A 24,085-nucleotide genomic window follows, 5' to 3' on the forward strand; every position below is an offset into this window, starting at 1 on the left:
CGCAGCCGTTCTGCACAGGCCCAGGCTTTCTATCGACTGATTATCGATAGCTCACTGGCCGCCCATCTGCGCCTTGGTGTAGAACCCGTCTTTCTCCAGCAGGTCGATGTTGTCCTTGGTCAACGGTGTCGGGGTCAGCAGGATGGTGTCGACTTTCTTGCTGCCATTGTCGTACTGCGCGGTAAAGGCAGGCTTCTCGTTGCGCACCAGTTGCACCGACAGTTTGGCGGCTTCGCTGGCAATCAGCTTCAGCGGCTTGTAGACGGTCATGGTCTGGGTGCCATCAATGACCCGCTTGACCGCCGCCAGGTCCGCATCCTGCCCCGAGATAGGCACTTTGCCGGCCAGTTTCTGTGCGGCCAGCGCCTGAATCGCGCCCCCGGCGGTGGCGTCGTTGGAAGCAACGATGCCATCTATCTTGTTGTTATTTCGGGTCAGGGCATTTTCAACAATGCTCAGGGCTTCAGTGGGGTTCCATTCCTTCACCCACTGTTGGCCGACGATTTTGATATCGCCCTTGTCGATGGCTGGCTGCAGCACCTTCAGCTGACCTTCGCGCAAAATCTTGGCGTTGTTGTCAGTGGGGGCTCCGCCTAGCAAAAAGTAGTTGCCCTTGGGCGCTGCTTTCAGTACGCCGCCGGCCTGCATTTCGCCGACCTTTTCGTTATCGAAGGAGATGTAAGCATCGATGTCGGCGTTGAGGATCAGTCGGTCATAAGACACCACTTTGATCCCGGCCTTCTTGGCTTCGGCAACGGCGTTGGTCAGCACGGTGGCGTTGAACGGCACGATGACAAGCACATCGACGCCGCGAGAGATGAGGTTTTCGATCTGCGATATCTGTTTCTGCTCGTTGGCATCCGCCGACTGTACGTAGACCTTGGCGTCCAGTTTCTCCGCTGCCGCAACGAAGTAATCACGGTCGCGTGACCAGCGTTCCAGACGCAGGTCATCAATGGAAAAACCGATTTTCGGGTGGGCGGAGTCGGCCATGACCGGCAGGGACAGCAAGGCCAGAGCGCTGGCAAGCAGCGTGCGTTTCAGGGTGTTCATAGGGTGCGTCCTTTTATTGTTGTTCGAAAGACACTTCATGATGTGCAGCGTAATGCCGGTGCAACTGTAAAACGCTGTCGGACGCCGCGGGCACAGATTTGTCGTGAGAATGTCACTGCGGCGTCCGTTCAGCCTTGCTTCAGGAGTAGATAAAACGATTGACCACTCCTTCAAGCAATTCCTGCCGACCGCTGACGGCTTGTGGGTTGAGGTCGTTGGCGAACGCATGCTCGGCCAGCGAAGCGAGACTGAAACCTCCGCTCAGTACGGATTGGCCAAACGGCTGCTGCCAGCCTGCGTAGCGCTGGTCCTTGAACTGCTGAAGCTTATCGTTCTGCACCATGGCCGCTGCGCGCTCCAGCGCCAGGGCGAGCACATCCATGGCGGCAACGTGGCCGTGGAACAGGTCGACTTCGTCGAGGCTCTGACGACGGACCTTGGAATCGAAATTGTAGCCGCCATTGGTGAAACCACCGGCCTTGAGAATCTCGTAGGTGGCGAGGGTCATCTCCTCGACGCTGTTGGGGAACTGGTCAGTGTCCCAGCCGTTCTGCGGGTCGCCGCGGTTGGCATCGATGCTGCCAAAGATCCCCAGCGAGACTGCTGTGGCAATTTCGTGGTGGAAGCTGTGTCCGGCCAGGGTCGCGTGGTTGGCTTCGATGTTGACCTTGATCTCTTTTTCCAGACCGTACTGCTGCAGAAAACCGAATACCGTGGCGCTGTCATAATCGTACTGATGCTTGGTGGGCTCCTGCGGCTTGGGCTCGATCAGCAAGTCGCCTTTGAAGCCAATCTTGTGTTTGTGCTCGACCACCATACGCATGAAGCGGCCCAACTGTTCGCGCTCCTGCCTGAGGTCCGTATTGAGCAGGGTTTCGTAGCCTTCACGACCGCCCCACAGGACGTAGTTGGCCCCTTTGAGTCGCTGGGTGGCGTTCATGGCACTGAACACCTGAGTCGCGGCGTAGGCAAATACTTCAGGGTCCGGATTGCTGGCGGCCCCTGCGGCAAAGCGCGGGTTGCTGAAACAGTTAGCGGTGCCCCACAGCAGCTTGATCCCGGTTTGCTCCTGATGACGTTCCAGCTGATCAATCATCTGCGCGAAGTTGTTGCGATACTCCCTGAGCGAGCTGCCTTCCGGTGCCACGTCGGTGTCATGGAAGCTGTAGTAGTCGATGCCGAGTTTGGAGAAAAACTCGAAAGCTGCTTCAGCCTTGCCGATAGCCAGCTCCAGCGGGTCCCCGGAACCTTGCCATGGACGCTTGAAAGTGCCGACACCAAACATGTCGGCGCCCGGCCAGACGAACGTGTGCCAGTAGCAGGCCGCCATGCGCAAATGCTCGCGCATGGGTTTGCCGAGAATCAGTTTGTCGGCATCGTAGTGACGAAAGGCAAGGGGCGAGTCGCTGTCAGGGCCTTCGTAGCGAACCTTGTCGACGGCGGGGAAGTACGGCATCTGCGTTTTCCTTATTGTTCTTGGCGATGCCTCGATACTAGCAACGGCCCCAGGCCTGCTGATTATGAAAATCGTCAACGCGCAGTGCGATTTTGAGTATTGAGATTGGTCCTTTGCGGGCCTAGTCTGTGTAGAGCGACGTAGTGCTTATCGAATCGATATAAAAATCCGGCATAAAAATAATGAAAACCGTACCCCCCGTTCACCGTATCGCACTGTTGTTCAACGGCAGCAAGATCTATGACCGCGGCATCATCAGCGGCATCGGCAACTACCTAAGCAGTACCCGGGTGTCCTGGGATCTGTTTCTGGAGGAAGATTTTCTCTGTCGCCTGAAAGGCATCGAGCGTTGGCAGGGTGACGGGATCATTGCCGACTTCGACGACCCGCTGATTGGCGAGGCGTTGGCTGGCATCAGGCTGCCGGTGGTGGCGGTAGGCGGTTCCTACCAGGATGAGCGCGCCTACCCGAAGGGCATTCCCTATGTCGCGACCGACAACCACGCCTTGATCAAGGCCGCCTACGAGCATTTGATAGTGGCTGGGCTGACCCGCTTTGCCTGCTTCAGTCTGCCTGAGGCTCAGGCCAATCGCTGGGCGCAGGAGCGCGAGCAGGCCTTTCGTCGACTGCTGCAGCGCGATGGCCTGCACGCCGAGGTTTATCGCGGCCTGGGCACCAGTGCACCGCTCTGGGACAGCGCTGTGGAACAGCAGATTGCCTGGCTGCAAAGCCTGCCCAAGCCTATCGGCATCATTGCCGTGACAGATGCCCGCGCCCGTCAGTTGTTGCAGGCCTGCCTGACTGCCGGAATTGCCGTGCCTGAACAAGTGGCGCTGATCGGCATCGACAACGATCCGTTGACCAGAACCCTCACGCGTGTACCGCTGAGCTCGGTGGTTCAAGGCACCGACACAATGGGCCGAACCGCCGCGCGCCTGCTGCACCAGATGTTGCATGGCATGCCGTCTTCCGGCACCCACATTCTGATACCGCCGGACGCTGTCAACGTACAGGCTTCGAGTCTGCACCAACCGTTGGGGGACCCGTATGTCATGCAGGCGTTGCTGTTTATCCGGCAGTACGCGTGCCAAGGCATCAAGACCGCACAGGTAGCCGCGTACGTGGGTGTTTCGCGCTCGTCGCTGGAAGCGCATTTTCGCCGGGTGCGGGGCTGTAGCGTGCATGACGAGATCCTGCGTTTCAAACTGGCCGCTGCCGCACACGGGCTGCAAAACACTGACTGCGCAATTGCCGACATCGCACGCGATTGTGGTTTCCGGTCGGCGCAATACCTGCATACGGTCTTTCGCCGGGAATTTGGTTGCACGCCGCGAGAGTACCTGCAAGGTGTCAATGCGGCAGTGCAATGCCCAGGTGCCTGAGAAGGTCAGGCAGCCACGACCCTTATCGTCCAGAAGTCGGTGGACAGATTTTCATCCAGCAGATAGCTGTAGGGCAGGGTGAAGTAGCCTTCCATGCCCCAGCCAGTGCCCCATGAGTTGCGCAGGATGAAATGCTGGTGGGCATCGTTGTAGCCCACTGCCAACACGCAGTGCCCTCCGAGCATTTTTTCGTGAGGGCCCGGCATCGGGGCATGCCCGGTCTGGGCGACTTTCTTGCTTTCAAAGCTCTCGTAGACGGAAAAACCAATGACAAATGGATAGCCTGCCGCCAGGCAGCCTTTCATCTGGTTGAGGTTTTGCGCAACCTTCTGGTAAGACACTGCTTTGTATTTTCTAGCGTCCTTGTAGCAGGCAGCCGGAGGTTTGACAGCGAACTTTTCAATGTCATAAGGCCACTCTTTTTCAGGGCAATCACCTTGCTCCGCTACACTTTTGATTCCGTGGCGGATCATCGCGCCGCTGTCCGAATCGACGGTATGCTCAATGACCCGTTCGTTGTAGTAGATAAACAACCGCGAGGGCTCGAATGCTGGCGTCAGCTTTTGCTTCATGCGATCAAACTGAATCGCTCCGGCAATACCGTTCGCGGTACAACTGCCCAGTTGGCCCTGGTCGTATACGGGCGGGCAATGGGGGCGCAGATCAACCATGTGTGGGAGCGCCGCCAGCGCCGTTGTGGGGGCCGCATAAAGATGATCGCGATGATCAGGCAGATCGCGAATCCATCCATACTGTTTCACGGTATAGGTCATTTCGTATCTCCTTGTAAGACACTGTCGGAAAAGTTGACAGTCCTCATGTAAACAGGTTTTTGGCAGGCGCGGATTAAACTTCATTTAGTAAGTAGTGAGCTATGAGTTGGCCGAGTGGGCTAATTTGGCCAGTACTGTTAGTTGAGTAATAGGCCATGTGAATCAATTTTTAAATGAACTTGCGGAATAGAATTTCCGCTTTTTTCTGCGCTGGGTGCGAGCCACAGAGATTTATCGAAAGTGGCAAAACGATACTGCTTTACAGACGCTTATCCTAAGCCTCATAAGCGTACCATCTGGTACATTTAAATTGACAGCATGCGATGTCCGGGCTAAAAGATACACCTCGGTACAGTTATGGGCAGGCGCGAGCCACCGCATGCAAGATGAGGGGTAGAGGGATGGAGACGATGCAACTGCATGAAATACTGGCTGCTCACCTGCGTATCGATAAGCCGCAAGCGCTTTGTAACCCTCAACGAGGGCAACGCAGCAGCGGTGAGATACTGGGAGGAGAATTTAACGGCGATCGATTGCAGGGGCAGGTTCTTCCGGGAGGTAGCCTTTTTCTCGTGCCCCAGGATGACAGCCTTGCACGATTCAGCCTGTACTACACCTTGCTGACTGACGACGGAACAAAGATAGATGTCGTCGGAGAAGGGCTCGTGGCCTTCGATGAAACGGACCGCGCGCCATTCGCCGAATCGCGCTGTCGGTGCACATGCAGCAAACAGTTCAGCGTTCCTTCCGGCGCTCATGATTACCTGCAGAGAAACCTGTACGTCGGCAGATTAAATATAAAAGCCGGGGATGACCGCCTGCGTGTCAGTATTTATCAGGTTAACGAGATATAGAGAGCCTTCAAAGAAGCGCGTGGGTGTGAAAGCAAGTGTCAAGTGTGTTATCAAGGTATAAACCTTGTCGCTGACACTTGGCGGGTCGGAGTAATGGCGTTTAAATCATTTTTGCTGGTTATGTATATAACCAGAGACTGGTCAGTCTGACAAGGCGGCTTGCGTGCAGGCTGGGTTCAACCATTCTCAGTTTATCAGTCGGCTTTGAAGTGCTCGAAATTGTCCACCAATAAGCAATTCAAGCGTTACTTTCAAGGGCGTGAGGACGGTCTGTCGCCCACGCCGGATATATGTCTGGTTCATTTGGTTGTGGCGTGACCGTTACTGGCTGGCAAAAAAGCTTAGTCCTTTGCCGATCGCGCATTCATAACTCACCGGATTGCCGACCTGCTGGTAGCCGGGAACACTCAGCGTCGTCATGCTGAATACGGCACTGCCATTAGAGCGTATCTGGTAGCGAATGAACTGCTCGATGGGCTTGTTATCGCGATCGAGGGTGAAGTGGCTGTCCGAGAACGCGAGGGTGCCGTCGGGAGTGATGCGGTAGGCATCGATGCGTTTGCCGCCTTTGGTTTTGGACGGCTCGGCACCCGCGACCGAAGACTTGCATTGCCCAAGATCAATCGCCACAGCGACCGACTCTCCGGTGTTCAACGCCTGGATGATAGCGGGGTAGCTGACCAGCGCGTCGCCAGCGTGAGCAGCACCGGGTAGTGCAAGGGCAAGTAATGCGGCAGCGTAATAATGTTTCATGGCAACTCCAGTAAGTCAGTCTGAAGGTTGAAAAGACCGTCATCTCGTGGTTATCGAGCGTCGCGAAACCTACCATAAGGTTTCCTTGAAGTGGGCCCTGAATAGCAGTGGCACGGCTCTGATTCGACGTTCTTCATTCTTTTTCTCGATCAGCCGATAGAAATGACGGTGCTAATTTATTCGTCAGCCACGGGAAGGGGATTGAACATGCTGAGACAGCTGAAAATAGCCGCGCGGACCTCCGCCTGCTTTGCGTTGATGGTGGTGCTGGTGTTCGGGCTTGGTATTTTTAGCATTCAGCAATTGCACGGTATTCGTGAGCAATCGCTTGAAATCGAAAACGACGCGCTTCCAGGGATTGCGCTGGGTGACGATATTGCCCTTGCGGTCGAGAAAACCCGCACCACCGTGGCCAAAATGCTTGCCACGCATGATCTTGCGCAGGTAGCTCAGGCTCACAACGAGTTCCTTGAAAGAAAGGCTGGTTTTCAAAAGGCCGTAGAGGCCTACGACCCGCTGATCACCGATGATGAAGAGCGCGCGCTCGTAGAGGGTCTGAAGAGCACTTATCAGGGCTACATCGAGCGTGGCGAAAAGGTCTATACACTGATCAACGAGAATCAGGCAGAGGCCGGAAGGGCGCTCGTCTGGGGCGAGATGAAGGCCATGGCGGAAAGTATCGAAGCCGCCCTTGGCAAGCTGGAAAAGATCAATGATGACTCCGAAGCCGAATCCAGCGCTGCAGCGACGTCGGTTTATGAAAACGCCCTGATCGTCACTCAGGGGGTTATGTTTCTGACGGTGTTGCTGACCGTATTGCTCGCCTGGCGCCTGACCAAAAGTCTGGCAGTGCCGATCAGTCAGGCGCTGCACAGCTCGGAAACCATTGCTGCGGGCGACCTGCGCCCCAGCGCAATCAACCGTGAGGGCACTGATGAAGCGGCCCTTTTGCTGCAATCGATGGAGCGCATGCGCGGCAATCTGAGCCAGACCCTGACCCAGGTCGGCGATGCCGCTCACCAATTGGCCTCGGCCACAGAGCAAATGAGTGTGCTGATGGTCAACAGCAACGCTGACCTTGTGGTGCAGAACAGCGAGATAGAAATGGCCGCCACCGCCGTTACCGAGATGAGCCAGGCGGTCGACGAAGTAGCGCGAAATGCGGTGGCCACCTCGGAAGAATCCAAAGCCTCTTCGGTGTCGGCCCGCGAAGGTCAGGAAGAGCTCAATCAAACCGTTCAGTCGATCCTTGAACTGACCCGCAATGTCGGCACCGCGTCGGTCGAGGCGCAGGCGCTGGCAACCCGCACGCTGGATATCACCAAGGTCCTGGATGTTATTCGCGCAGTCTCCGAGCAAACTAACCTGCTGGCCCTCAATGCCGCCATCGAGGCGGCACGGGCTGGCGATGCCGGGCGGGGTTTTGCCGTAGTTGCGGACGAAGTTCGCGCGCTGGCTCATCGCACCAGCGAGTCGACCCGTGAGATCGAGACCATGATCGGGCACATCCAGCAGGGCACCAAAAGCACGCTGGTGGCGCTTGAAGTCAGTACCGAGCAGGCCCAACGTACCAAACAGCAGGCCGAGTCGGCCAACGCCGTGCTGGCCAGTATCGCCAGTTCGGTCATGGTCATCGATGAGCGAAATACGGTGATCGCCAGCGCTTCTGAGGAGCAGGCGCTGGTCGCGCGCGAAGTGGATCGCAACCTGGTACGAATCCGTGACTTGTCGGCGCAGTCGGCAGTGCGCACCGGCCAGACCGGCAGCGCCAGCCAGTCGCTGGCCGAGCTGGCGAATGATCTGACCACCACCCTGAGGCAGTTCAAGCTTAGCTAAGCAGTCAGGCATGACCTTGCTGTTGCCCGGACAACAGCGAATCGACAATGTGTTCGCCGCCTTGGGCCTGAAGCGTCAGCTATCAGCCTAGACGCAATTCGGCGCAATAGCCTGCAAGCCAGGCTCTGCGCCGTTGCCAGCGTAACCGCAGGGCTTTGGGCATGACCTGTGCACTGCTGATCAGGATTGTTTTCCTGAGCCAGCGGAGCCACCCGAATGCCTGATGCCGTCCCGATTTATAAGCCAACCCGCCTGCGTGCAATAGGGCGCGCCATGGCGCTGACCGTGTTGGCCACCAGCCTTGTCGCGACAGCACATGCCGATGACAGCGATGTACCTTCGCTGGCGGGCAAGCGCATCGCGATCAGCATGACCGGTACCAGTCACTACTTCGATATCAAGACGTTTCAGGCGCAGGTGGATGAGGTCAAGCGCCTGGGCGGCACGCCTATAACGCTTGATGCAGGTCGCAACGACAAGAACCTGGTCAATCAACTGCAGACCGTGGTTACGCAAAAACCCGACGCGGTGATTCAGACCCTGGGCACACTCAGCGTTATCGACCCCTGGCTCAAGCGCATCAGCAAGGCGGGGATTCCACTATTCACCATCGATGCACCTTCGCAATACAGCCTCAACAACACCACCTCGGACAATATTGCCACCGGCAAGGCACTGGCCGGGCAACTGATCAAAGACGCGGGTGGCAAGGGCAACGTGCTGGTATTCAACGGCTTTTATGGTGTGCCGGTGTGTGCCATTCGTTACGACCAGCTCAAGTTGGCGCTCAAGGATCATCCGGAACTGAAAATCATCGAGCCGGAGTTGCGTGACGTCATTCCCAACACGGTTCAAGACGCTTACTCGCAAGTCTCGGCACTGCTTAACAAGTACCCCAAAGGCAGTGTTTCGGCGATCTGGGCGGCCTGGGACATTCCCCAGCTGGGTGCCAGCAAGGCACTGATCGACGCCGGAAGAACTGAAATCAAGACCTATGGTGTCGACGGCACCCCGGAAGTGCTTGAACTGATGCGCCGTGAGAACTCGCCGATTGGTGCGGTGGTTGCGCAGCAGCCGGCCCTGATCGGCAAGACCGCGGTGCAGAACGTCGCTCGCTACCTGGCCGGGCAACGCGACCTGCCCAAAGAGACTCAGGTGCCGACCCTGCTGACCACGGCCGCCAACCTGCCCCAAGTGCAAGAACTCAGGGGTGATAACTGACGCAGGAGATCGACCATGAGAGCAGCGATTGCAGACGTTACGAGGGCAACGGCGGCCTTGCACTTGCAGGGCATCAGTAAGCGCTTTGGTGCCACTCAGGCACTGGATGGGGTCAACCTGCGGGTCGAGGCCGGAACGATTCATGGGCTGGTTGGCGAAAACGGCGCAGGCAAGTCAACCCTGATCAAGGTCCTCGCCGGTATTCATCGCGCCGATGCGGGCAGCTTGAGTATTCATGGCCAGCAGTTCGACAGCTTTACTCCGCGCCAGATTGAAGCCGCGGGCGTGCATTTCATTCATCAGGAGCGCTTGCTGCCGGGCAGCTTCAGCGTCGGCGAGGCGTTGTTTTTCGGGCAGGAAATCAAGCGCGGTCTGTTCGTCGATCGACGCGCTCAGGAGCGCGAAGCGGCCCGGTTGCTGGATGATTATTTTGCCATGCGCCTGCCAAGCGGGGCGCTGGTACGCGATCTGGACAGCGCGCAGCGACAGATATTGCAGATCACTCGCGCACTGCTGGCCAGGCCGCAGGTGCTGGTTTTCGACGAGCCGAGTGTGTCACTGGTCAAACAGGAGGTGGACCGGTTGTTGGCGATTGTCCGGCGCTTGCGCGATGACGGTCTGACCATTGTGTACATCTCCCACTACCTGCAGGAAATCGAATCGTTGTGTGATCAGGTCACCGTGCTGCGCAATGGACGCGATGTGGCGGTGGTTGATCCCGCGCTTGTCAGCACCGCGCAGATCGCCCGGCTGATGGTCAATCGTGACGTGGGTGAGCAATATTTCCGGGCGCAGACGCAGCCCGGCCCGCCAGTGCTTCAATTGAACGAGCTGGGGGCAGGGCGCTTTTACAACGGCGTTGACCTGAGCGTGCGAAGTGGCGAAGTGGTGGGCCTGACCGGGCTGGTCGGCTCGGGTGCCAAGGAACTGCTCAAGAGCCTGTTCGGGCTGCTCAAGCCGGATCGTGGCGACGTGCTGTTGAATGGTCAGCCGTTGCGCCTGAAATCCCCTCGTGATGCGGTGCGCAACGGTATCGCGCTGGTCCCCGAAGAGCGCCGCACGCATGGCGTAGCGCCAGCGCTTTCGGTGCTGGAGAACATTACCCTGGCCAGCCTCGGGCGCTTCAGCCGCTGGGGATTGCTCGACGGTGCTGCGCAGTCAAGGGAAAGTCAGCGCCTGATCGGTGAACTGGCGATCAAGACCTCAGGCCATGATGCGGCGGTTCAATTGCTCAGCGGTGGCAACCAGCAAAAAGTCGCCCTGGCCAAGTGGCTGAGTCGACACTCGACGTTGTACCTGCTGGATGAGCCCAGTGTGGGTGTCGACATTGGTGCCAAGGTGGAAATCTACCGGCTGATTGCCCGGCTGGCTGAAGGCGGTGCAGCAGTGCTGGTGCTGTCGTCGGACCTGCCGGAACTGATCGGCATCACCCAGCGCATTGTGGTGCTGCACAGGGGGCGTATTGCGGGCGAATTCGATTCGTCGAGCACCGACAGTGACCAGTTGCTGGCCTGCGCCACCGGTGCCAGCGAAAGCCGTCATGACGGTAAAAATACTCTCCAGGAGACCCGCCATGTCCACGCTTGAAACATCAGTCATTCAGGTCGGCGATCCCTCGCAACGCTGGCTGGTGCGGCTGGCACAGCGCGGTTCGTTGCTGGTATTTCTGGCGATACTGCTGGGCTTTGCGGTCAGCGCGCCCAACTTTCTCAGCATCGGTAACATCAGCAACGTGTTCGCCCAGTCAGCCGTGCTGGGCATATTGGCGCTGGGCCTGACATGTGTGGTCATCGGCGGTGGCTCCAACGTTGTCAGCGGCGGGCTGGACCTCTCGCTGGCGGCCAATCTCGGTCTGTGCGCAGCCGTTTACAGCAGTCTGAACAACGCCGGTTTCGAAGCCTGGCAAGCGATTGGTTTGACGCTCGCCTGTGGTCTGCTGGTTGGCGCGCTCAATGGTCTGGCAGTGGTGTTTTTACGCTTGCCGCCGTTGCTGGCGACACTTGCGAGCATGAATTTGATTGCAGGTCTGGAGCTGGTGCTGACCCAGAACACCGTACTGGCTACCGATTCCGCGCTGCTGGACAGTCTGGCTTCCGGCGTCTGGCTGGGCATTCCGGCGCTGGCGTGGGTGTTGCTGAGTGTTGCAGCGCTGTTGTGGCTGCTGATTCAGCACAGCGCGTTTGGCCTGCGCCTGTATGCCATCGGTGAATACCCGCAAGCGGCAACTGCTGCCGGCCTGAATCTGCAGGGCCATGTGTTCGCCAGCTACCTGATTGCCGGTGGCTGCGCCGCCATTGCGGCGTTCTGCTCTGCTGCATTTTTCAGTGGCAGCACCACCGGCTCCGGCGACATGCTGCTGTCAGTGGTGGCGATTGCCTTTCTCGGTGTGGTGTTCTCGCGGCGCCTGACCGCCAACATTCCTGGCACCTTGCTGGCGACGTTGCTGCTGGGTTTTCTGATCAATGGCTTTCAATTGCTGAACATCTCCAATTTCTGGGTCAATGGCGTTCAAGGCGTGCTGATCCTGCTGGTGGTGGCATTTTCCGGGGCGCTGGGCCGCCGGGAGGGTGAACAATGAATACGCTGACCCTGAACACTTCTTCAACACTGGTGAAATTCCTGCCGCGCCTTTTGCCTGCGGTCCTGCCGCTGTTGGTGCTGATCATCCTGCTGTTTTTCGCCATCAATGCACCGGGATTTCTGAGCTGGGGCAACCTGTCGAGCCTGGTGCTGAATAATTTTGTGTTGCTGGCCATTGTGGCCGTCGGTATGACCTGGGCAGTTGCTGCCGGCGGCATCGATCTGTCGGTGGGAACAGCGCTGGACTTTGCCAGCCTCGGCTTTGTCGTCACGCTCAATGGCGGCCACGGTCTGGGTGCGGCCATCGCGGTGGCCTTGTTGGCAGGCGGCGCGGCGGGCGCGTTCAATGCGACGCTGATCGCCGGGCTGCGTATTTCGCCGTTTCTGGCGACGCTGGGCACCTTGTTTATCGGCACCAGCGTGCAGCAGCTGTTATCCGACGGTGGTCAACCTATCTACATCGCTCAGGGCGCGTTGCCGGGCATCAGCGGTGTACTGATTCTGGGCGTGCCAGTGCCTCTGGTGGTGGTCGGGGTACTGGCAGGGTTTTACGGGCTGGTGCTGGCGCGTGGTCGTTTGGGGCGGGAAATGCTTGCGCTGGGGACGCAGCCGCAGTTGGCGTATTACTCGGGGCTTTCTACCCGGCGCATTGCCGTACAGGTGTTTGTCGCCAGCGCTCTGGCCTGCGCGGTCGCCGGTATCCTGCTCAGCTCCACGGTCAACGCCTATGTGCCGATGTCGGGCAATGCCTACCTGATCAACGCCATTGGCGCGGTGTTCATCGGCACGACGCTGAGTCGCCATGGGCGTGCCAACATTGTCGGGACGTTATTGGGCGTGCTGTTCATCAACGTCATCGCCAATGGTTTGTTGTTGATCGGCTGGAACTTCTATTGGCAGCAGGTGGCGACCGGGGTGCTGATCTTTCTGGTGCTGGCGTTCAGCTTTGCCAGTCGCCACCTGTTGCGTAACGCGGCGTAACCTTACGCCTCAGGCTTTGCCGGTACCGCTGCCGATCTGCCAGACAAAAGGCGGCTCGGTACCATTGATGCGCCAGTCACCGACAATGCGCGCCTTGTAGATCAGCGGATTGTGCGATGCCGCTGTGCGAGCATTACGCCAGTGGCGATCCAGCGCCTTGTTGACGCTGACGCCTGACGCGCCCAGCGCATTGAACAGCTCGGTGGCAGCGCGCAGCACCAGTTCAGACACAATGACCTGCGCCTTGGCCGTCTCGATTTCCGCGGCAATGTTGGCGTCTTTTTCCTGCTGTGGATTATTGCCGAAGCGTGCCACATAAGCGCGTTGCAAAGGCTCGGCAGAACGCAGGGTGGCCGCTTCGGCGGCGTAGACCTGAGAGGAGATCTGCCCGACCACTTGCTGCACCTGTGAGTCCTGGCTGACGCTGCCCGCATTGCCGTGGCTGAAGATGCGCTTGCGGTCGCGCACTTCATGCGCGATGTCGCGTTCGACGGCTCGGCCAATACCTGCCAGCACCGCCAGCAGCACCAGCTGATAGAACGCCGTCTGGTATTTGAAACGCTGCTCGAACGGAATGACATGTGTGGCAGGCAGCGGCACATTGTCGTACACCGAGGTGCCACTGCCGGTGGTGCGCTGGCCAAACCCGTCCCAGTCGTCACTGTGCCGCACGCCTGCGTGCCTGGCATCCACCACCGCAATCACATCGGCTCCAGTGTCGGCGCGCTGGGCGTAGACGTCGATCCAGTCGGCGAAAATGCTGCCGGTGCTGTAAAACTTGGTGCCGTTAAGCACGAAGCCATCGCCTTGAGGGCTGACTTTGGTTATCACATCGCCGATTTTCACTGCCCCTACCTCGGTCCAGCCGTTGCCGACCAGATCCCCAGCCACGAAGCGTGCAAACCATGTGTCACGGTCGGCGCCGGGTGGTGCATTCAAACGGTCTTCGACAAAGGCGAAATGCGCTCGCAAGGCTTGCGGAATGTTCGAGTCGGCTTCGGCCAGTTCTATCAGCAGTTGAAACAGCTGGCTCACCGAAGCACCCGCACCGCCGTATTCGACGGGTACCCGCACAGCGCCGAAACCGGCTTTCTTCAACCAGGCAATCGGTTCATAGGGCAGGGCGCGGGCTTTTTCGCGTTCGACGTTGCCAGCGCCGATCTCGCGGAAGATCGGCCGGAACCGGTTGGCCAGGGTTTCGTAATCGGTGCCCAGCGAGAGAGGGTTTGAGCCGGTTGATTGAGTCATGCGGTACTCCTGAACGCGAAGAGATCGGCACATGGGCCGGGTGGGTTCGTGCAGATCTCTGCATGCTTTATGCCTGAATATAACTATCTGATTTTTATAGATTTTATTTTAATTGGCGGATTCATCTGTTGTCCGGGCAACAGCCGCGCAACAGCTTGTCTGCAAACCGCACAGTGATAAAACTCATTCAGGCGTTGTAACCTGTTGATATTAATAAGGTTGTTAGACTGGCACGCTCGCTGCTATGGCTTCATCGATTCTTTATCGACGGAAGCGCAACATGTGCGACTCATTGCCCCAGGCGCTGCTACAGCAGGCTCAAAGCCGCCCTGAACAGACGGCCTTGCGTTACAAGCAATTCGGTATCTGGCAGAAACGTAGCTGGGGCGAGCTGGCCATTGACGTCAGAAGCTTGGCCGCTGCCTTGGAGGGCGTCGGGTTCGGCCCGGCCGACAGGCTGTTCATTATCAGCGAGGCGCGAGCCGAAGCGTTGTTGTTGACGCTGGCGGCGCACTGGCTTGGGGGCAGCGTCAGCCTGCTCGACCCGGCGCTGGATAACCGCGCATGGCTGGCAGGCCAGTCCCCGGAGTTTGCAGTGGTCGACGGGCTGGAAGCGCTTCTCCAGGTACGCGTCGCCTCACCGGGCATCGTCGTGTTGCTGGACAAGCGCGGCCTGACTGAGGCTGATGACAGCGGGGTGATCGACTATGCCCGACTGCTGAACGGATCGGCTGGCGACGTTGCCGATCCGCGCCAGAGCCGGGCTGCGGCCTTTGTCTTTCCCGCTGTCGACTGGCAGCCGGACCTGCAGTTGAGTCATGCAGTTCTGCTTTCGGACGCAAGGCAATTGGCGCAAAGGCATGCGCTTTCCAGCCAGGATCAGGCATTGGCCGCCAGAGTGTTTGCCGCCAGCGGGCAGGCGCGCTATCTGTTGGCACCCTGGCTGGTTGCCGGGTTTTGCCTGAATTTTCCCGAGGCCCTTGGCACTCGCGACAACGACCGTCGCGAACTGGGGCCCACCCTGGTGCTGGGCACTCGCGAGTCCTACGCACGTCTGGAACTCTGGGTCAGGGAGCGCTTGCCGCTACCAGCCAGCATCAGCCACCGGCTTTATCAATGGGCGATGGCTCCTGCTCCGGGTGCCGTGCGGCGCTGGCTGGGTTATTGGTTGATTCGCCGCCCGCTGCTGGACGTGTTGGGCATGAGTCGGCTGGCTAAACCATTGCTGGCAGGCGATGCGCTGACGCCACAGAGCGAAGCGTTTTTTACGGCTCTGGGTATCAGGCCAATCAGGTTGGGGGCTGCGAGCCAAACCAGTCAGCCACAAGAACCGGCAGATGATATGCCGCATGCGCCAGCACTACTGGGTGTGCCGTCTTGAATGCGCTGGCGCCTGTGGCGCTATTGGAACTTGAAGATATTTCCTTATCTTTCAAAGGGGTTAAAGCTGTTACCTCAATCAGTTTCTCGGTGGCTACAGGCGAGATCTGCGCATTGATAGGCCCCAATGGTGCGGGCAAGAGTTCGCTGCTCAACGTCATCAATGGCGTGTATCAGGCGCAAAGCGGCTCCATCACTTATGCCGGCCAGACGCGCCGCCGGATGCGTCCGCACCAGGCGGCCGAGGGCGGTATCGCCCGTACTTTTCAGAATATCGCCTTGTTCAAGGGCATGAGTGTGCTGGACAACGTGTTGACCGGGCGCAATCTCAAACGGCGCAGTACCTGGCTTGAGCAGATGCTGCGCATCGGCCGGGCACCTGCCGAAGACGACGAACAACGCCGGCATGCCGAGCGGGTGATTGAGTTTCTGCGCATCCACCCGTGGCGCCATGCATTGGTGGGCAAACTTTCCTATGGCCTGCAAAAACGTGTCGAACTGGCCCGCGCCCTGGCGGCGGAACCGCGTCTGCTGTTGCTGGACGAGCCGATGGCCGGAATGAATGCCGAAGAGAAGCACGAGATGAGTCAGTTCATCCGCGATATCAATCGTGAGCTGGGCGTCACTGTGGTGCTGATCGAGCACGACATCGGTGTGGTGATGGGCCTCAGCGACCATGTGGTGGTGCTGGATTACGGTCGCAAGATCGGGGACGGCACACCCGCGCAGGTTCGCGCCAACCCTCAGGTAATCGCTGCGTATCTCGGCACGCGTCGTTCGTCTTCGGTCGGGAAACCATAAACCATGGAATTCTTCTTTGAAGTGCTGATCGGCGGGCTGTTGGCAGGTGTCATGTACTCGCTGGTGGCGATTGGGTTTGTGCTGATCTACAAGGCGTCGGGGGTGTTCAACTTCGCTCAGGGCGCGATGGTGCTGTTCGCGGCGCTGACGTTTGTCAGCCTGCTGGAGCGGGGTGTGCCATTTTTCTGGGCGTTTCTGGCAACGCTGGCCAGCATGGTGGTGCTGGCGCTGTTGATCGAAAGAATGGTTCTGCGCCCACTGGTCAATCGTCCACCGATCATTCTGTTCATGGCCACCCTTGGCCTGTCGTACATGATCGAAGGACTGGCCCAGGCGCTGTGGGGGGCGCAGGTTCACGGCCTTGAGCTGGGCATCCCTGACGAGCCACTGGAAATTCGCGGCATGTTGCTCTCGCAGTTCGACCTGTTCGCGGCGGGCACGGCTGCGGCGCTGGTGATTGCCCTGTCGTTGCTGTTCAACCGTACTCGTATCGGTCTGTCGTTGCGTGCAGTGGCGGACGACCCATTGGCCTCGCTGGCCGTGGGTATCCGTTTGCCACGCATCTGGGCGGTGGTCTGGGCCGTGGCCGGGTTTGTCGGACTGGTGGCCGGGCTGCTCTGGGGGGCGCGGCTGGGGGTGCAGTTTTCCCTGTCACTGGTGGTGCTTAAGGCGCTGCCGGTGTTGATCATTGGCGGTTTTTCCTCGATTGGCGGCGCGATTGTCGGCGGTCTGATCATCGGCGCAGCCGAGAAGCTGGCCGAGATTTACCTGGGGCCGATCATCGGCAGCGGTATCGAAAACTGGGTGCCGTATGTGCTGGCGCTGTTGTTTCTGCTGGTTCGTCCTGCCGGCCTGTTCGGCGAGCGGGCGATAGAGCGCGTCTGACTTTCATCAAGGATCAATGCCATGCTTTATCGAGAAACCGGACAACTGGCGAGTAGCTACGCGGATGAACGCCGGGTGTTTCGTCTGCGCCAGGACCGCATCGGGCTGTGGAGTCTGTTGGTATTCGCTTTTATCGCAGTGCCGTTGCTGGGTAACGATTACTGGTTCAGCGCGATCCTGATTCCGTTTCTGGTGCTGTCGCTGGCGGGGCTGGGACTGAACCTGTTGACCGGTTACGCCGGGCAATTATCGCTGGGCTCGGCTGCGTTCATGGCGGTGGGTGCTTTCGCTGCCTATAACCTGCAACTGCGGGTGCCGGGCATGCCATTGCTGCTCGGTTTTGCGCTGGGCGGGCTGGTGTCTGCGCTGGTGGCGTTGCTGTTCGGGCTGCCGAGCCTGCGGATCAAGGGCTTCTACCTGCTGGTCTCGACACTCGCCGCACAGTTTGTGGTCGAGTGGGTGTTGACCCGCTTCAGCTGGTTCACCAACGACAATGCCTCGGGCGTGATCACCTCGCCGCCACTGATCATCGCCGGGGTGAATTTCAGCTCGCCGCAAGGCCGCTACCTGTTAACGCTTGGGCTGGTAGTGCTGCTTTTCTGGCTGGCGAGAAATCTGCTTCGCGGGGAGCTGGGCCGCAACTGGATGGCCGTGCGCGATATGGACACCGCCGCTGCGGTAATCGGCATTCGCCTGTTCAAGGCCAAACTTCTGGCATTCGCCATCAGCGGTTTCTATCTGGGTGTCGCTGGCTCGCTGTGGGCGTTCGCTTATCTGGGCACGGTCGAGCCGCATGGTTTTGACCTGAACCGGTCATTCCAGATTCTGTTCATCATCATTATCGGCGGGCTGGGCAGTGTGCAAGGCAACTTCCTTGGCGCAGCGTTCATCGTGCTGTTCCCGATTCTGCTCGGCAACCTCAGCGCCTTGTTGCCGGTCGGCCTGATCGACTCCGGGCAACTGGAAAACATTCAGAAAATGCTTTTCGGCGCCTTGATCATCGCTTTTCTGATCAAGGAGCCCGAAGGGCTGGCGCGTCTCTGGCTGCGCTTTCGTCAGCGCGCACGCGTCTGGCCGCTGCGCTATTGACTGGTTACTCACCCACAAAAACCTCGTGTACCTCAAGGAATGCGCCTATGAAACACCGAAAATCCCTGTTGCGTCTGGCCCTCGGTATGGCCCTGCTGGGGTGTGGTCTGGTTACCACGGCACAGGCTGCCAACGAGCAGTATTTCCCGCTGCAGAGCTACCGGGTAGGCCCTTATGCTGCGGGCGGCACCGGGTTTTTCGGTGGTTTCATCGACTACCTGCAATACGTCAATGCCAACGGTGGGGTCAATGGCGTCAAGTTGACCTGGTCGGAGTGCGAAACCGAATACGTGGTGGAGAAGGGCGTCGAGTGCTACGAGCGTCTCAAGGGCGGGCTCAACGGTGCGCCGGCTGCGGCGACCAATCCGCTTTCCGTCGGCATCGCCTACGCCACGCTGGAGCGCTCTACTGCCGACAAACTTCCGCTGATCACCATCAACCACGGACGCACGGATTCCACAGACGGCAGTGTCTTTCCCTATGTGTTTCCGCTGCAGTTGAACCCGTACTCCGAAGTGTCGGCCATCGTCAATTACATCGGTCAGCGTGAAGGCGGCCTGGCGTCGCTCAAGAGCAAGAAAATCGCGGTGCTGTATCACGGCTCGCCTTATGGCAAGGAAACCAATGGTGTACTGGAAACCCTGGCAAAAAATTACGGCTTCGAGCTGACCACGCTGGAAGTGCCGCACCCCGGTAACGAACAGCAATCGCAATGGCTGAACATTCGTCGCCTCAAGCCCGACTGGGTGATCCTGCGTGGTTGGGGGGTGATGAATCCGGTGGCGCTGAAGTCGGCGCAGAAGGTTGGCTTTCCGGTGGATCACATCATTGGCAACATCTGGAGCAATTCCGAGGAGGACGTGATTCCCGCCGGTGCAGCCGCCAAGGGCTTCATTTCAATCACCACGCACCCCTCAGGCACTGACTTCCCGGTACTGCAAGGCATCAAGACGGCGGTGCTCGACAAGGGGCAGGGCAACCTGGCCGACCCCAAACGTTTTGGCACCGTGTATTACAACCTGGGTGTGGTGAACGGCATCCTCAATGTCGAAGCGCTGCGCATTGCACAGGCCCGATTCGGCAATAAGCCACTGACTGGCGAGCAGGTGCGCTGGGGGTTCGAGCATTTGAACCTTGACGACGCACGCTTGCAGGCGCTGGGTGCCAAAGGGCTGGTACAGCCATTGAAGCTGTCGTGCGCTGACCACGAAGGCGGTGGTGCGGTGCGCTTTCAGCAATGGGACGGCCAGCGCTGGAACCTGATCAGCGACTGGATACAGGCTGATCGTGCCTTGTTGCGGCCCATCATCGAGGCATCGGCTGCGCAGTACGCCAAGGAAAAAGGCATTACCCCGCGCGATTGCAGCAAGGAGCAGTAAACCCGATGAGCCTGATCCCGCATGCTGCGCCCGCTGCCGAAACCATTCTGTCGGTGGAGCAGGTCGAGGTGTTCTACGAGCAATCCATCCTCGCGTTGCGCGGGATCAGTCTGCAGGTTCGGCAGGGCCAGATCGTGGCCTTGCTGGGGGCCAATGGTGCGGGCAAAAGCACCACGCTTAAGGCCATTTCCAGATTGGTGAGTGCCGAGCGGGGCGAGGTGGTCAGTGGCCGGATTCACTACCAGGGCCTGCCAATCACCCATTCCGATCCTTCGGCACTGGTCAAAAACGGTCTGGCGCAGGTGCTGGAAGGTCGACACTGCTTCACCCACTTGAGTGTCGAGCAGAACCTGCTGATCGGCGCTTTTGTGTCGCGACCATCACAGGCCGAAATCAAGGCCAGGCTGGAGAGGGTCTACAGCTACTTCCCCAGGCTGCGCCTGCTGCGTAAACGGCTGACCGGCTATACCTCGGGCGGTGAACAGCAGATGGTCGCCATCGGCCGGGCATTGATGTCCCAGCCTCGTTTACTGCTGCTCGACGAGCCTTCCATGGGACTGGCTCCGCAGGTAGTCGAGGAAATTTTTGACACGCTGGCGCGGCTCAATCGCGAGGCGGGGCTGAGCCTGCTGGTGGCCGAGCAGAATATCAATCTGACCCTGGAATACGCGCACTTCGGTTATGTGCTGGAGAACGGCCGGGTGGTGGGCTCAGGGACTGCGCAGGAACTGGCCGGGAGTGACGATATCCAGAACTTCTATCTGGGCACAGCGACTCAAGCGTGAATCCCCGCTGTTCGCCCAGCAACAGTGTTCGGACATTTTGTTCTGCGGGGCACCGCCGAGAATCTTAAATCTAATGCAAGCGACTGTTTTAAAAGAAAAATAATTTACGGCACGGGCTGTGCACTGTTCAAGGTCAAGCGTGTTGAGTGTTTTCAACCTGTCGCCAACGAGCAGGAGCCAGTCCATGAGTAACCCACTCTCAATTCCACCTGCAGCACCGCCCAGAGCACATGTCATCGCTTCCGATGCCGAAGCCATCGAAGTCGCCACAGCACTGGCCAACCGGTTTGCCGAGGAAGCGTCGCTGCGTGATCGCGAACGCCGTCTGCCGGTCGCCGAGCTGGATGAGTTTTCCGCCAGCGGACTGTGGGCCATTACCGTGCCCAAAGCCTATGGCGGTGCAGGCGTTTCCTACGTCACTGTTGCGCAAGTGATCAAGATCATTTCTGCCGCCGATTCTTCGCTCGGGCAGATCCCGCAGAACCATCTGGGCGTGCTCGATATCCTGCTGCAGACCGGTACCGAGGAGCAGAAGCGCCACTATTTCGGCAAGGCACTGGCCGGTTACCGCTTCGGCAATGCGTTCTCCGAGTCGAAAAGCAAGAACGCCGGAGCCTTCCAGACCCGTATCCGCTTCGATGGCGAGCACGCGGTGCTGGACGGTGAAAAGTTTTACTGCACCGGCGCGCTATTCGCGCACATCGTGCCAGTGGCGGGGGTCAACGAGAAGAATCAGGCCTTTATCGCGTTCGTCGAGCGCGACAATCCGGGCCTGACGATCATCGACAACTGGGACGGTTTCGGCCAGCGCACCACCGCCAGCGGCGGGGCAGTCCTGAACGCTGTCCGCGTGCCGTCGAGCGCGGTGATCCCTGCGCACCGGGCATTCGATGAGCCGACTGCCGACGGGCCGATTTCGCAGATCATTCAGGCGGCGGTGGACACCGGCATCGCCCACGGCGCCTTCGAGGAAACCCTCAAGCACGCACGACTGGCGCGGCCATGGATCGACAGCAAGCAGGATTTCGGCTGGCAGGACCCGTTCAGCATCGCCACCATCGGCGACTTGCAGTGGCGGCTGCATGGCACCGACGCGATTCTCGCCAAGGCCGGCCAAGCCATTGACCATGCGTTGGCCGAACCCAGTGAGGCCAGCGTCGCGCAAGCATCGGTGATCGTCGCGCAGGCCAAGGTGCTGTCGGCACAGATTGCCTTGCTCGCCAGCAGCCAGCTGTTCGAACTGGCTGGCACCCGTTCGGTGCTGGGCAAACTCAATCTGGACCGTTACTGGCGCAATGCGCGCACCCACACCCTGCATGACCCGGCACGCTGGAAATATCACCTGATCGGTAATCAGGTGCTCAACGGCATTGCACCGCCACGCCATGCCTGGAACTGATCAAGGAGTACGCCCATGACGCATCCCGCTATTACCGCACAACTGAAGGTCGCCGCTGAAGACCTTGGTCAGGCGCGCGAAGGCTTGCAAGACACCCTCGATTACCTGCGTGAGCACGCTCAGCCATGGCCGCTCAGTGACCTACAGCGCATTGTCGATGACCCCTATGTGATCAGCAAAGTCGGAGATCTGCAGATTCGTCTGGAGGTTGCCGCCGCGCTGCTGGAGCGTGCCCGGAGGCTGGATGGCTCGCCCGAGCAGCGCCTTGTCGCCAGCAGCGAGGCGGTCATCGCCAGTGCCGATGCATTGCAGGCGGTGGGCAATATTCAGTACGAATTGACCGGCCAACGTTCGTCATTGCCTGCCCCGACCGGTCGTGAACCGCTGCGCTGGCACTATCAGGTTATCGGCAATCAACGCCTCAATGGCGTGGTTCCGCCGCAGCTTCAGGAGTAAGTGTATGTCTCGTCAGATTCGCCTCAATGCGTTCGACATGAACTGCGTCGGTCATCAATCGCCTGGCCTCTGGGCTCATCCTCGTGATCGCTCCTGGCAATACAAGGACCTGGAATACTGGACCGATCTGGCCAGAATTCTTGAGCGCGGCAAGTTCGATGGGTTGTTCATTGCCGACGTGCTGGGCATTTACGATGTTTATCGCGGTAACGGTGAGGCGGCCATTCGCCAGGCCACGCAGGTGCCGGTCAACGACCCGTTGCAGCTCATCCCGCCCATGGCGCTGGTGACCGAACATTTGGGCTTCGGCCTGACCGCGTCACTGTCGTTCGAACATCCTTATCCGTTTGCCCGACGTCTGTCGACGCTCGATCACCTGACCAAGGGCCGCGCAGGCTGGAATATTGTCACGTCGTATCTGGAGAGCGGCGCGAAGAACCTGGGGCAGAAAACCCTTACCGAGCACGATGCGCGCTATGACTATGCCGAGGAGTATCTGGAGGTTTGTTACAAACTCTGGGAAGGCAGTTGGGAGGAGGGCGCGATTCTGCGTGATCGCGAGCGTCGGGTATTCAGTGACCCCGGTAAGATCCACGAGATTCGTCATGTTGGCAAACACTTCCAGGTGCCGGGTATCCACCTGTGCGAGCCCTCGCCGCAACGTACGCCGGTGCTCTATCAGGCTGGGGCTTCAAGCCGCGGCAAGCAGTTCGCCGCCGAGCACGCCGAATGCGTTTTTGTGGCCGCACCCTCCAAGGTTCTACTGAAAAAGACCGTGGCCGATATCCGTCGCCGCACCGCCGAGGCCGGTCGTGACCCCTCCAGTGTGCTGATTTTCAACTTGCAGACGGTGATCCTTGGTGAAACGGACGCCAAGGCCAAGGCCAAGTTTGAAGAATACAAAAGCTGGGTCAGTTATGAAGGCGCGATGGCGTTGATTTCCGGCTGGACCGGCATCGACTTCAGCCAGTTCAAGCCTGATGAGCCGCTTCGGCATGTACACACCAACGCCATTCAGTCGGCAGTCGAGACCTTTTCCACTGCTGACCCGAATACGGTGTGGACGCCGCAGGCGCTGGCCGACTGGGTCGGTATCGGCGGTTTCGGCCCGCTGTTTGTCGGCAGCCCGGAAACCGTGGCCGACCTGCTCCAGGAGTGGGTTGAAGAAACCGACGTGGACGGCTTCAACCTGGCCTACGCGTTGACCCATGAAACGTTCATCGATGCGGTGGACCTGCTGGTGCCGGAACTTCAGAAACGCGGCGTCTACAAGACCGAATATGCCAAAGGCACCCTGCGCGAAAAGCTGTTCGGCGAAGGACCGCGCCTGGAAGCGGGGCACCCGGGCGCTGCCTTTCGCGACCTCGCTGCACTAAATCGCGCTCGCCAAACGGAGAGTGCCTAAACGTTTGACGACTGTCGTTGCCCAGGTGGCGCGGCGCAAATCTGTGACGCGGAGCGTCACGAACGGCATTCCCACGCTGGAGCGTGCGGAACGATAATCCCGACTATCGTGCGGCGCTCCGCGTCGCATGCAGTTCTGGACGCTCTGCGTCCGGTCTTGAGGTTGCGGCGCGGCGCAAATCTGTGACGCGGAGCATCACGAACGGCATTCCCACGCTGGAGCGTGCGGAACGATAATCCCGACTATCGTGCGTCGCTCTGCGTCGCATGCCGTTCTGGACGCTCTGCGTCCGGTCTTGAGGTTGCGGCGCGGCGCAGATCTGTGACGCGGAGCGTCACGAACGGCATTCCCACGCTGGAGCGTGCGGAC

Annotated in this window: 21 protein-coding genes and 1 pseudogene; 17 read left to right on the forward strand and 5 right to left on the reverse strand. The window is 59.2% G+C overall.

Going from position 1 to position 24,085, the window contains the following annotated elements; translation table 11 throughout:
• Window positions 1-51 precede the first annotated feature (51 nt).
• Window positions 52-1,053 (reverse strand): D-xylose ABC transporter substrate-binding protein, encoded by a 1,002-nt coding sequence (gene xylF, locus RYA97_RS10830; RefSeq protein ID WP_316892255.1) that lies wholly within the window; start codon window positions 1,051-1,053, stop codon window positions 52-54.
• A gap of 139 nt (window positions 1,054-1,192) precedes the next feature.
• Window positions 1,193-2,509, reverse strand: a complete 1,317-nt coding sequence (gene xylA / locus RYA97_RS10835; protein ID WP_005746438.1) for a xylose isomerase — start codon at window positions 2,507-2,509, stop codon at window positions 1,193-1,195.
• Between the two features lie 182 nt (window positions 2,510-2,691).
• Here xylA and RYA97_RS10840 point away from each other — a divergent pair, with 182 nt between their 5' ends.
• Window positions 2,692-3,891: a XylR family transcriptional regulator gene (locus RYA97_RS10840; protein ID WP_316892257.1), complete on the forward strand. Its 1,200-nt coding sequence runs from the start codon at window positions 2,692-2,694 to the stop codon at window positions 3,889-3,891.
• A 5-nt stretch (window positions 3,892-3,896) separates the two neighbouring features.
• Here RYA97_RS10840 and RYA97_RS10845 read toward each other — a convergent pair whose 3' ends face one another.
• Window positions 3,897-4,664, reverse strand: a complete 768-nt coding sequence (locus RYA97_RS10845; protein ID WP_002553372.1) for a C1 family peptidase — start codon at window positions 4,662-4,664, stop codon at window positions 3,897-3,899.
• Window positions 4,665-5,065: 401 nt separating this feature from the next.
• On the opposite strand from RYA97_RS10845, the gene RYA97_RS10850 reads away from it, so the two are divergent.
• The gene (locus RYA97_RS10850; protein ID WP_058402371.1) at window positions 5,066-5,518 is read left to right on the forward strand and encodes a DUF3237 family protein; all 453 of its coding nucleotides are present in this window, start codon (window positions 5,066-5,068) and stop codon (window positions 5,516-5,518) included.
• A gap of 321 nt (window positions 5,519-5,839) precedes the next feature.
• On the opposite strand, the gene RYA97_RS10855 is transcribed toward RYA97_RS10850, so the two are convergent.
• Complete coding sequence (locus RYA97_RS10855; protein ID WP_005746443.1) at window positions 5,840-6,271, reverse strand: VirK family protein; 432 nt, start codon at window positions 6,269-6,271, stop codon at window positions 5,840-5,842.
• Window positions 6,272-6,529: 258 nt separating this feature from the next.
• On the opposite strand from RYA97_RS10855, the pseudogene RYA97_RS26495 reads away from it, so the two are divergent.
• The 6 genes and pseudogenes from RYA97_RS26495 to RYA97_RS10880 all read left to right on the forward strand — a co-directional run.
• Window positions 6,530-6,955, forward strand: a pseudogene (locus tag RYA97_RS26495) (MCP four helix bundle domain-containing protein); the annotation flags it as partial.
• On the forward strand, window positions 6,938-8,107 hold the full coding sequence (locus RYA97_RS10860; protein WP_371217801.1) for a methyl-accepting chemotaxis protein: 1,170 nt from the start codon (window positions 6,938-6,940) through the stop codon (window positions 8,105-8,107). The pseudogene RYA97_RS26495 and the gene RYA97_RS10860, both read left to right, overlap by 18 nt.
• A 216-nt stretch (window positions 8,108-8,323) precedes the next feature.
• A complete protein-coding gene (locus RYA97_RS10865; protein WP_005746445.1) occupies window positions 8,324-9,328 on the forward strand; it encodes a sugar ABC transporter substrate-binding protein in 1,005 nt (334 codons plus the stop codon).
• 15 nt (window positions 9,329-9,343) lie between these two features.
• Entirely contained in the window at window positions 9,344-10,915 is a 1,572-nt protein-coding gene (locus RYA97_RS10870; protein ID WP_316892259.1) for a sugar ABC transporter ATP-binding protein, read from the forward strand.
• On the forward strand, window positions 10,902-11,906 hold the full coding sequence (locus RYA97_RS10875; protein ID WP_044323252.1) for an ABC transporter permease: 1,005 nt from the start codon (window positions 10,902-10,904) through the stop codon (window positions 11,904-11,906). Before RYA97_RS10870 ends, RYA97_RS10875 begins: the two co-directional genes overlap by 14 nt.
• The gene (locus RYA97_RS10880; RefSeq protein WP_316892260.1) at window positions 11,903-12,889 is read left to right on the forward strand and encodes an ABC transporter permease; all 987 of its coding nucleotides are present in this window, start codon (window positions 11,903-11,905) and stop codon (window positions 12,887-12,889) included. The genes RYA97_RS10875 and RYA97_RS10880 overlap by 4 nt, the downstream gene beginning before the upstream one ends.
• 9 nt (window positions 12,890-12,898) lie before the next feature.
• On the opposite strand, the gene RYA97_RS10885 is transcribed toward RYA97_RS10880, so the two are convergent.
• Window positions 12,899-14,137, reverse strand: coding sequence for an acyl-CoA dehydrogenase family protein (locus tag RYA97_RS10885; RefSeq protein WP_005746449.1), 1,239 nt, complete (start codon window positions 14,135-14,137; stop codon window positions 12,899-12,901).
• A 280-nt stretch (window positions 14,138-14,417) separates the two neighbouring features.
• Here RYA97_RS10885 and RYA97_RS10890 point away from each other — a divergent pair, with 280 nt between their 5' ends.
• From RYA97_RS10890 to RYA97_RS10930, 9 genes are all read left to right on the forward strand, one after another.
• Entirely contained in the window at window positions 14,418-15,518 is a 1,101-nt protein-coding gene (locus RYA97_RS10890; RefSeq protein WP_005746450.1) for an AMP-binding protein, read from the forward strand.
• A 5-nt stretch (window positions 15,519-15,523) separates the two neighbouring features.
• Window positions 15,524-16,318, forward strand: coding sequence for an ABC transporter ATP-binding protein (locus RYA97_RS10895; protein ID WP_029240831.1), 795 nt, complete (start codon window positions 15,524-15,526; stop codon window positions 16,316-16,318).
• Window positions 16,319-16,321: 3 nt separating this feature from the next.
• The gene (locus RYA97_RS10900) at window positions 16,322-17,203 is read left to right on the forward strand and encodes a branched-chain amino acid ABC transporter permease (protein WP_005733105.1); all 882 of its coding nucleotides are present in this window, start codon (window positions 16,322-16,324) and stop codon (window positions 17,201-17,203) included.
• Between the two features lie 21 nt (window positions 17,204-17,224).
• Window positions 17,225-18,292, forward strand: coding sequence for a branched-chain amino acid ABC transporter permease (locus RYA97_RS10905; protein ID WP_004665249.1), 1,068 nt, complete (start codon window positions 17,225-17,227; stop codon window positions 18,290-18,292).
• 47 nt (window positions 18,293-18,339) lie between these two features.
• Entirely contained in the window at window positions 18,340-19,671 is a 1,332-nt protein-coding gene (locus tag RYA97_RS10910) for an ABC transporter substrate-binding protein (RefSeq protein ID WP_005756204.1), read from the forward strand.
• Window positions 19,672-19,676: 5 nt separating this feature from the next.
• The gene (locus RYA97_RS10915) at window positions 19,677-20,456 is read left to right on the forward strand and encodes an ABC transporter ATP-binding protein (protein WP_316892262.1); all 780 of its coding nucleotides are present in this window, start codon (window positions 19,677-19,679) and stop codon (window positions 20,454-20,456) included.
• A gap of 184 nt (window positions 20,457-20,640) precedes the next feature.
• Window positions 20,641-21,855 (forward strand): SfnB family sulfur acquisition oxidoreductase, encoded by a 1,215-nt coding sequence (locus tag RYA97_RS10920; RefSeq protein ID WP_162882921.1) that lies wholly within the window; start codon window positions 20,641-20,643, stop codon window positions 21,853-21,855.
• Window positions 21,856-21,870: 15 nt separating this feature from the next.
• Window positions 21,871-22,311, forward strand: a complete 441-nt coding sequence (locus RYA97_RS10925) for an acyl-CoA dehydrogenase family protein (RefSeq protein ID WP_005733099.1) — start codon at window positions 21,871-21,873, stop codon at window positions 22,309-22,311.
• Between the two features lie 4 nt (window positions 22,312-22,315).
• Window positions 22,316-23,716, forward strand: coding sequence for an LLM class flavin-dependent oxidoreductase (locus tag RYA97_RS10930; RefSeq protein ID WP_004665253.1), 1,401 nt, complete (start codon window positions 22,316-22,318; stop codon window positions 23,714-23,716).
• Window positions 23,717-24,085: the final 369 nt, after the last annotated feature.

Origin of the sequence: Pseudomonas syringae group sp. 26L6 (assembly GCF_032587815.1) — a bacterium.
Taxonomy (GTDB): Bacteria; Pseudomonadota; Gammaproteobacteria; order Pseudomonadales; family Pseudomonadaceae; genus Aquipseudomonas; species Aquipseudomonas amygdali.

Bases quoted from the DNA above. Each gene is read 5' to 3' on its own strand.
- RYA97_RS10885 (WP_005746449.1), bottom strand. From the start codon at position 14,137: ATGACTCAATCAACCGGCTCAAACCCTCTCTCGCTGGGCACCGATTAC.
- xylF (WP_316892255.1), bottom strand. From the start codon at position 1,053: ATGAACACCCTGAAACGCACGCTGCTTGCCAGCGCTCTGGCCTTGCTG.
- RYA97_RS10905 (WP_004665249.1), top strand. From the start codon at position 17,225: ATGCTTTATCGAGAAACCGGACAACTGGCGAGTAGCTACGCGGATGAA.
- RYA97_RS10865 (WP_005746445.1), top strand. From the start codon at position 8,324: ATGCCTGATGCCGTCCCGATTTATAAGCCAACCCGCCTGCGTGCAATA.
- RYA97_RS10880 (WP_316892260.1), top strand. From the start codon at position 11,903: ATGAATACGCTGACCCTGAACACTTCTTCAACACTGGTGAAATTCCTG.
- RYA97_RS10920 (WP_162882921.1), top strand. From the start codon at position 20,641: ATGAGTAACCCACTCTCAATTCCACCTGCAGCACCGCCCAGAGCACAT.
- RYA97_RS10840 (WP_316892257.1), top strand. From the start codon at position 2,692: ATGAAAACCGTACCCCCCGTTCACCGTATCGCACTGTTGTTCAACGGC.
- RYA97_RS10860 (WP_371217801.1), top strand. From the start codon at position 6,938: ATGGCGGAAAGTATCGAAGCCGCCCTTGGCAAGCTGGAAAAGATCAAT.
- RYA97_RS10875 (WP_044323252.1), top strand. From the start codon at position 10,902: ATGTCCACGCTTGAAACATCAGTCATTCAGGTCGGCGATCCCTCGCAA.
- RYA97_RS10855 (WP_005746443.1), bottom strand. From the start codon at position 6,271: ATGAAACATTATTACGCTGCCGCATTACTTGCCCTTGCACTACCCGGT.
- RYA97_RS10930 (WP_004665253.1), top strand. From the start codon at position 22,316: ATGTCTCGTCAGATTCGCCTCAATGCGTTCGACATGAACTGCGTCGGT.
- RYA97_RS10850 (WP_058402371.1), top strand. From the start codon at position 5,066: ATGGAGACGATGCAACTGCATGAAATACTGGCTGCTCACCTGCGTATC.
- RYA97_RS10915 (WP_316892262.1), top strand. From the start codon at position 19,677: ATGAGCCTGATCCCGCATGCTGCGCCCGCTGCCGAAACCATTCTGTCG.
- RYA97_RS10845 (WP_002553372.1), bottom strand. From the start codon at position 4,664: ATGACCTATACCGTGAAACAGTATGGATGGATTCGCGATCTGCCTGAT.
- RYA97_RS10890 (WP_005746450.1), top strand. From the start codon at position 14,418: ATGTGCGACTCATTGCCCCAGGCGCTGCTACAGCAGGCTCAAAGCCGC.
- xylA (WP_005746438.1), bottom strand. From the start codon at position 2,509: ATGCCGTACTTCCCCGCCGTCGACAAGGTTCGCTACGAAGGCCCTGAC.
- RYA97_RS10900 (WP_005733105.1), top strand. From the start codon at position 16,322: ATGGAATTCTTCTTTGAAGTGCTGATCGGCGGGCTGTTGGCAGGTGTC.
- RYA97_RS10910 (WP_005756204.1), top strand. From the start codon at position 18,340: ATGAAACACCGAAAATCCCTGTTGCGTCTGGCCCTCGGTATGGCCCTG.
- RYA97_RS10870 (WP_316892259.1), top strand. From the start codon at position 9,344: ATGAGAGCAGCGATTGCAGACGTTACGAGGGCAACGGCGGCCTTGCAC.
- RYA97_RS10925 (WP_005733099.1), top strand. From the start codon at position 21,871: ATGACGCATCCCGCTATTACCGCACAACTGAAGGTCGCCGCTGAAGAC.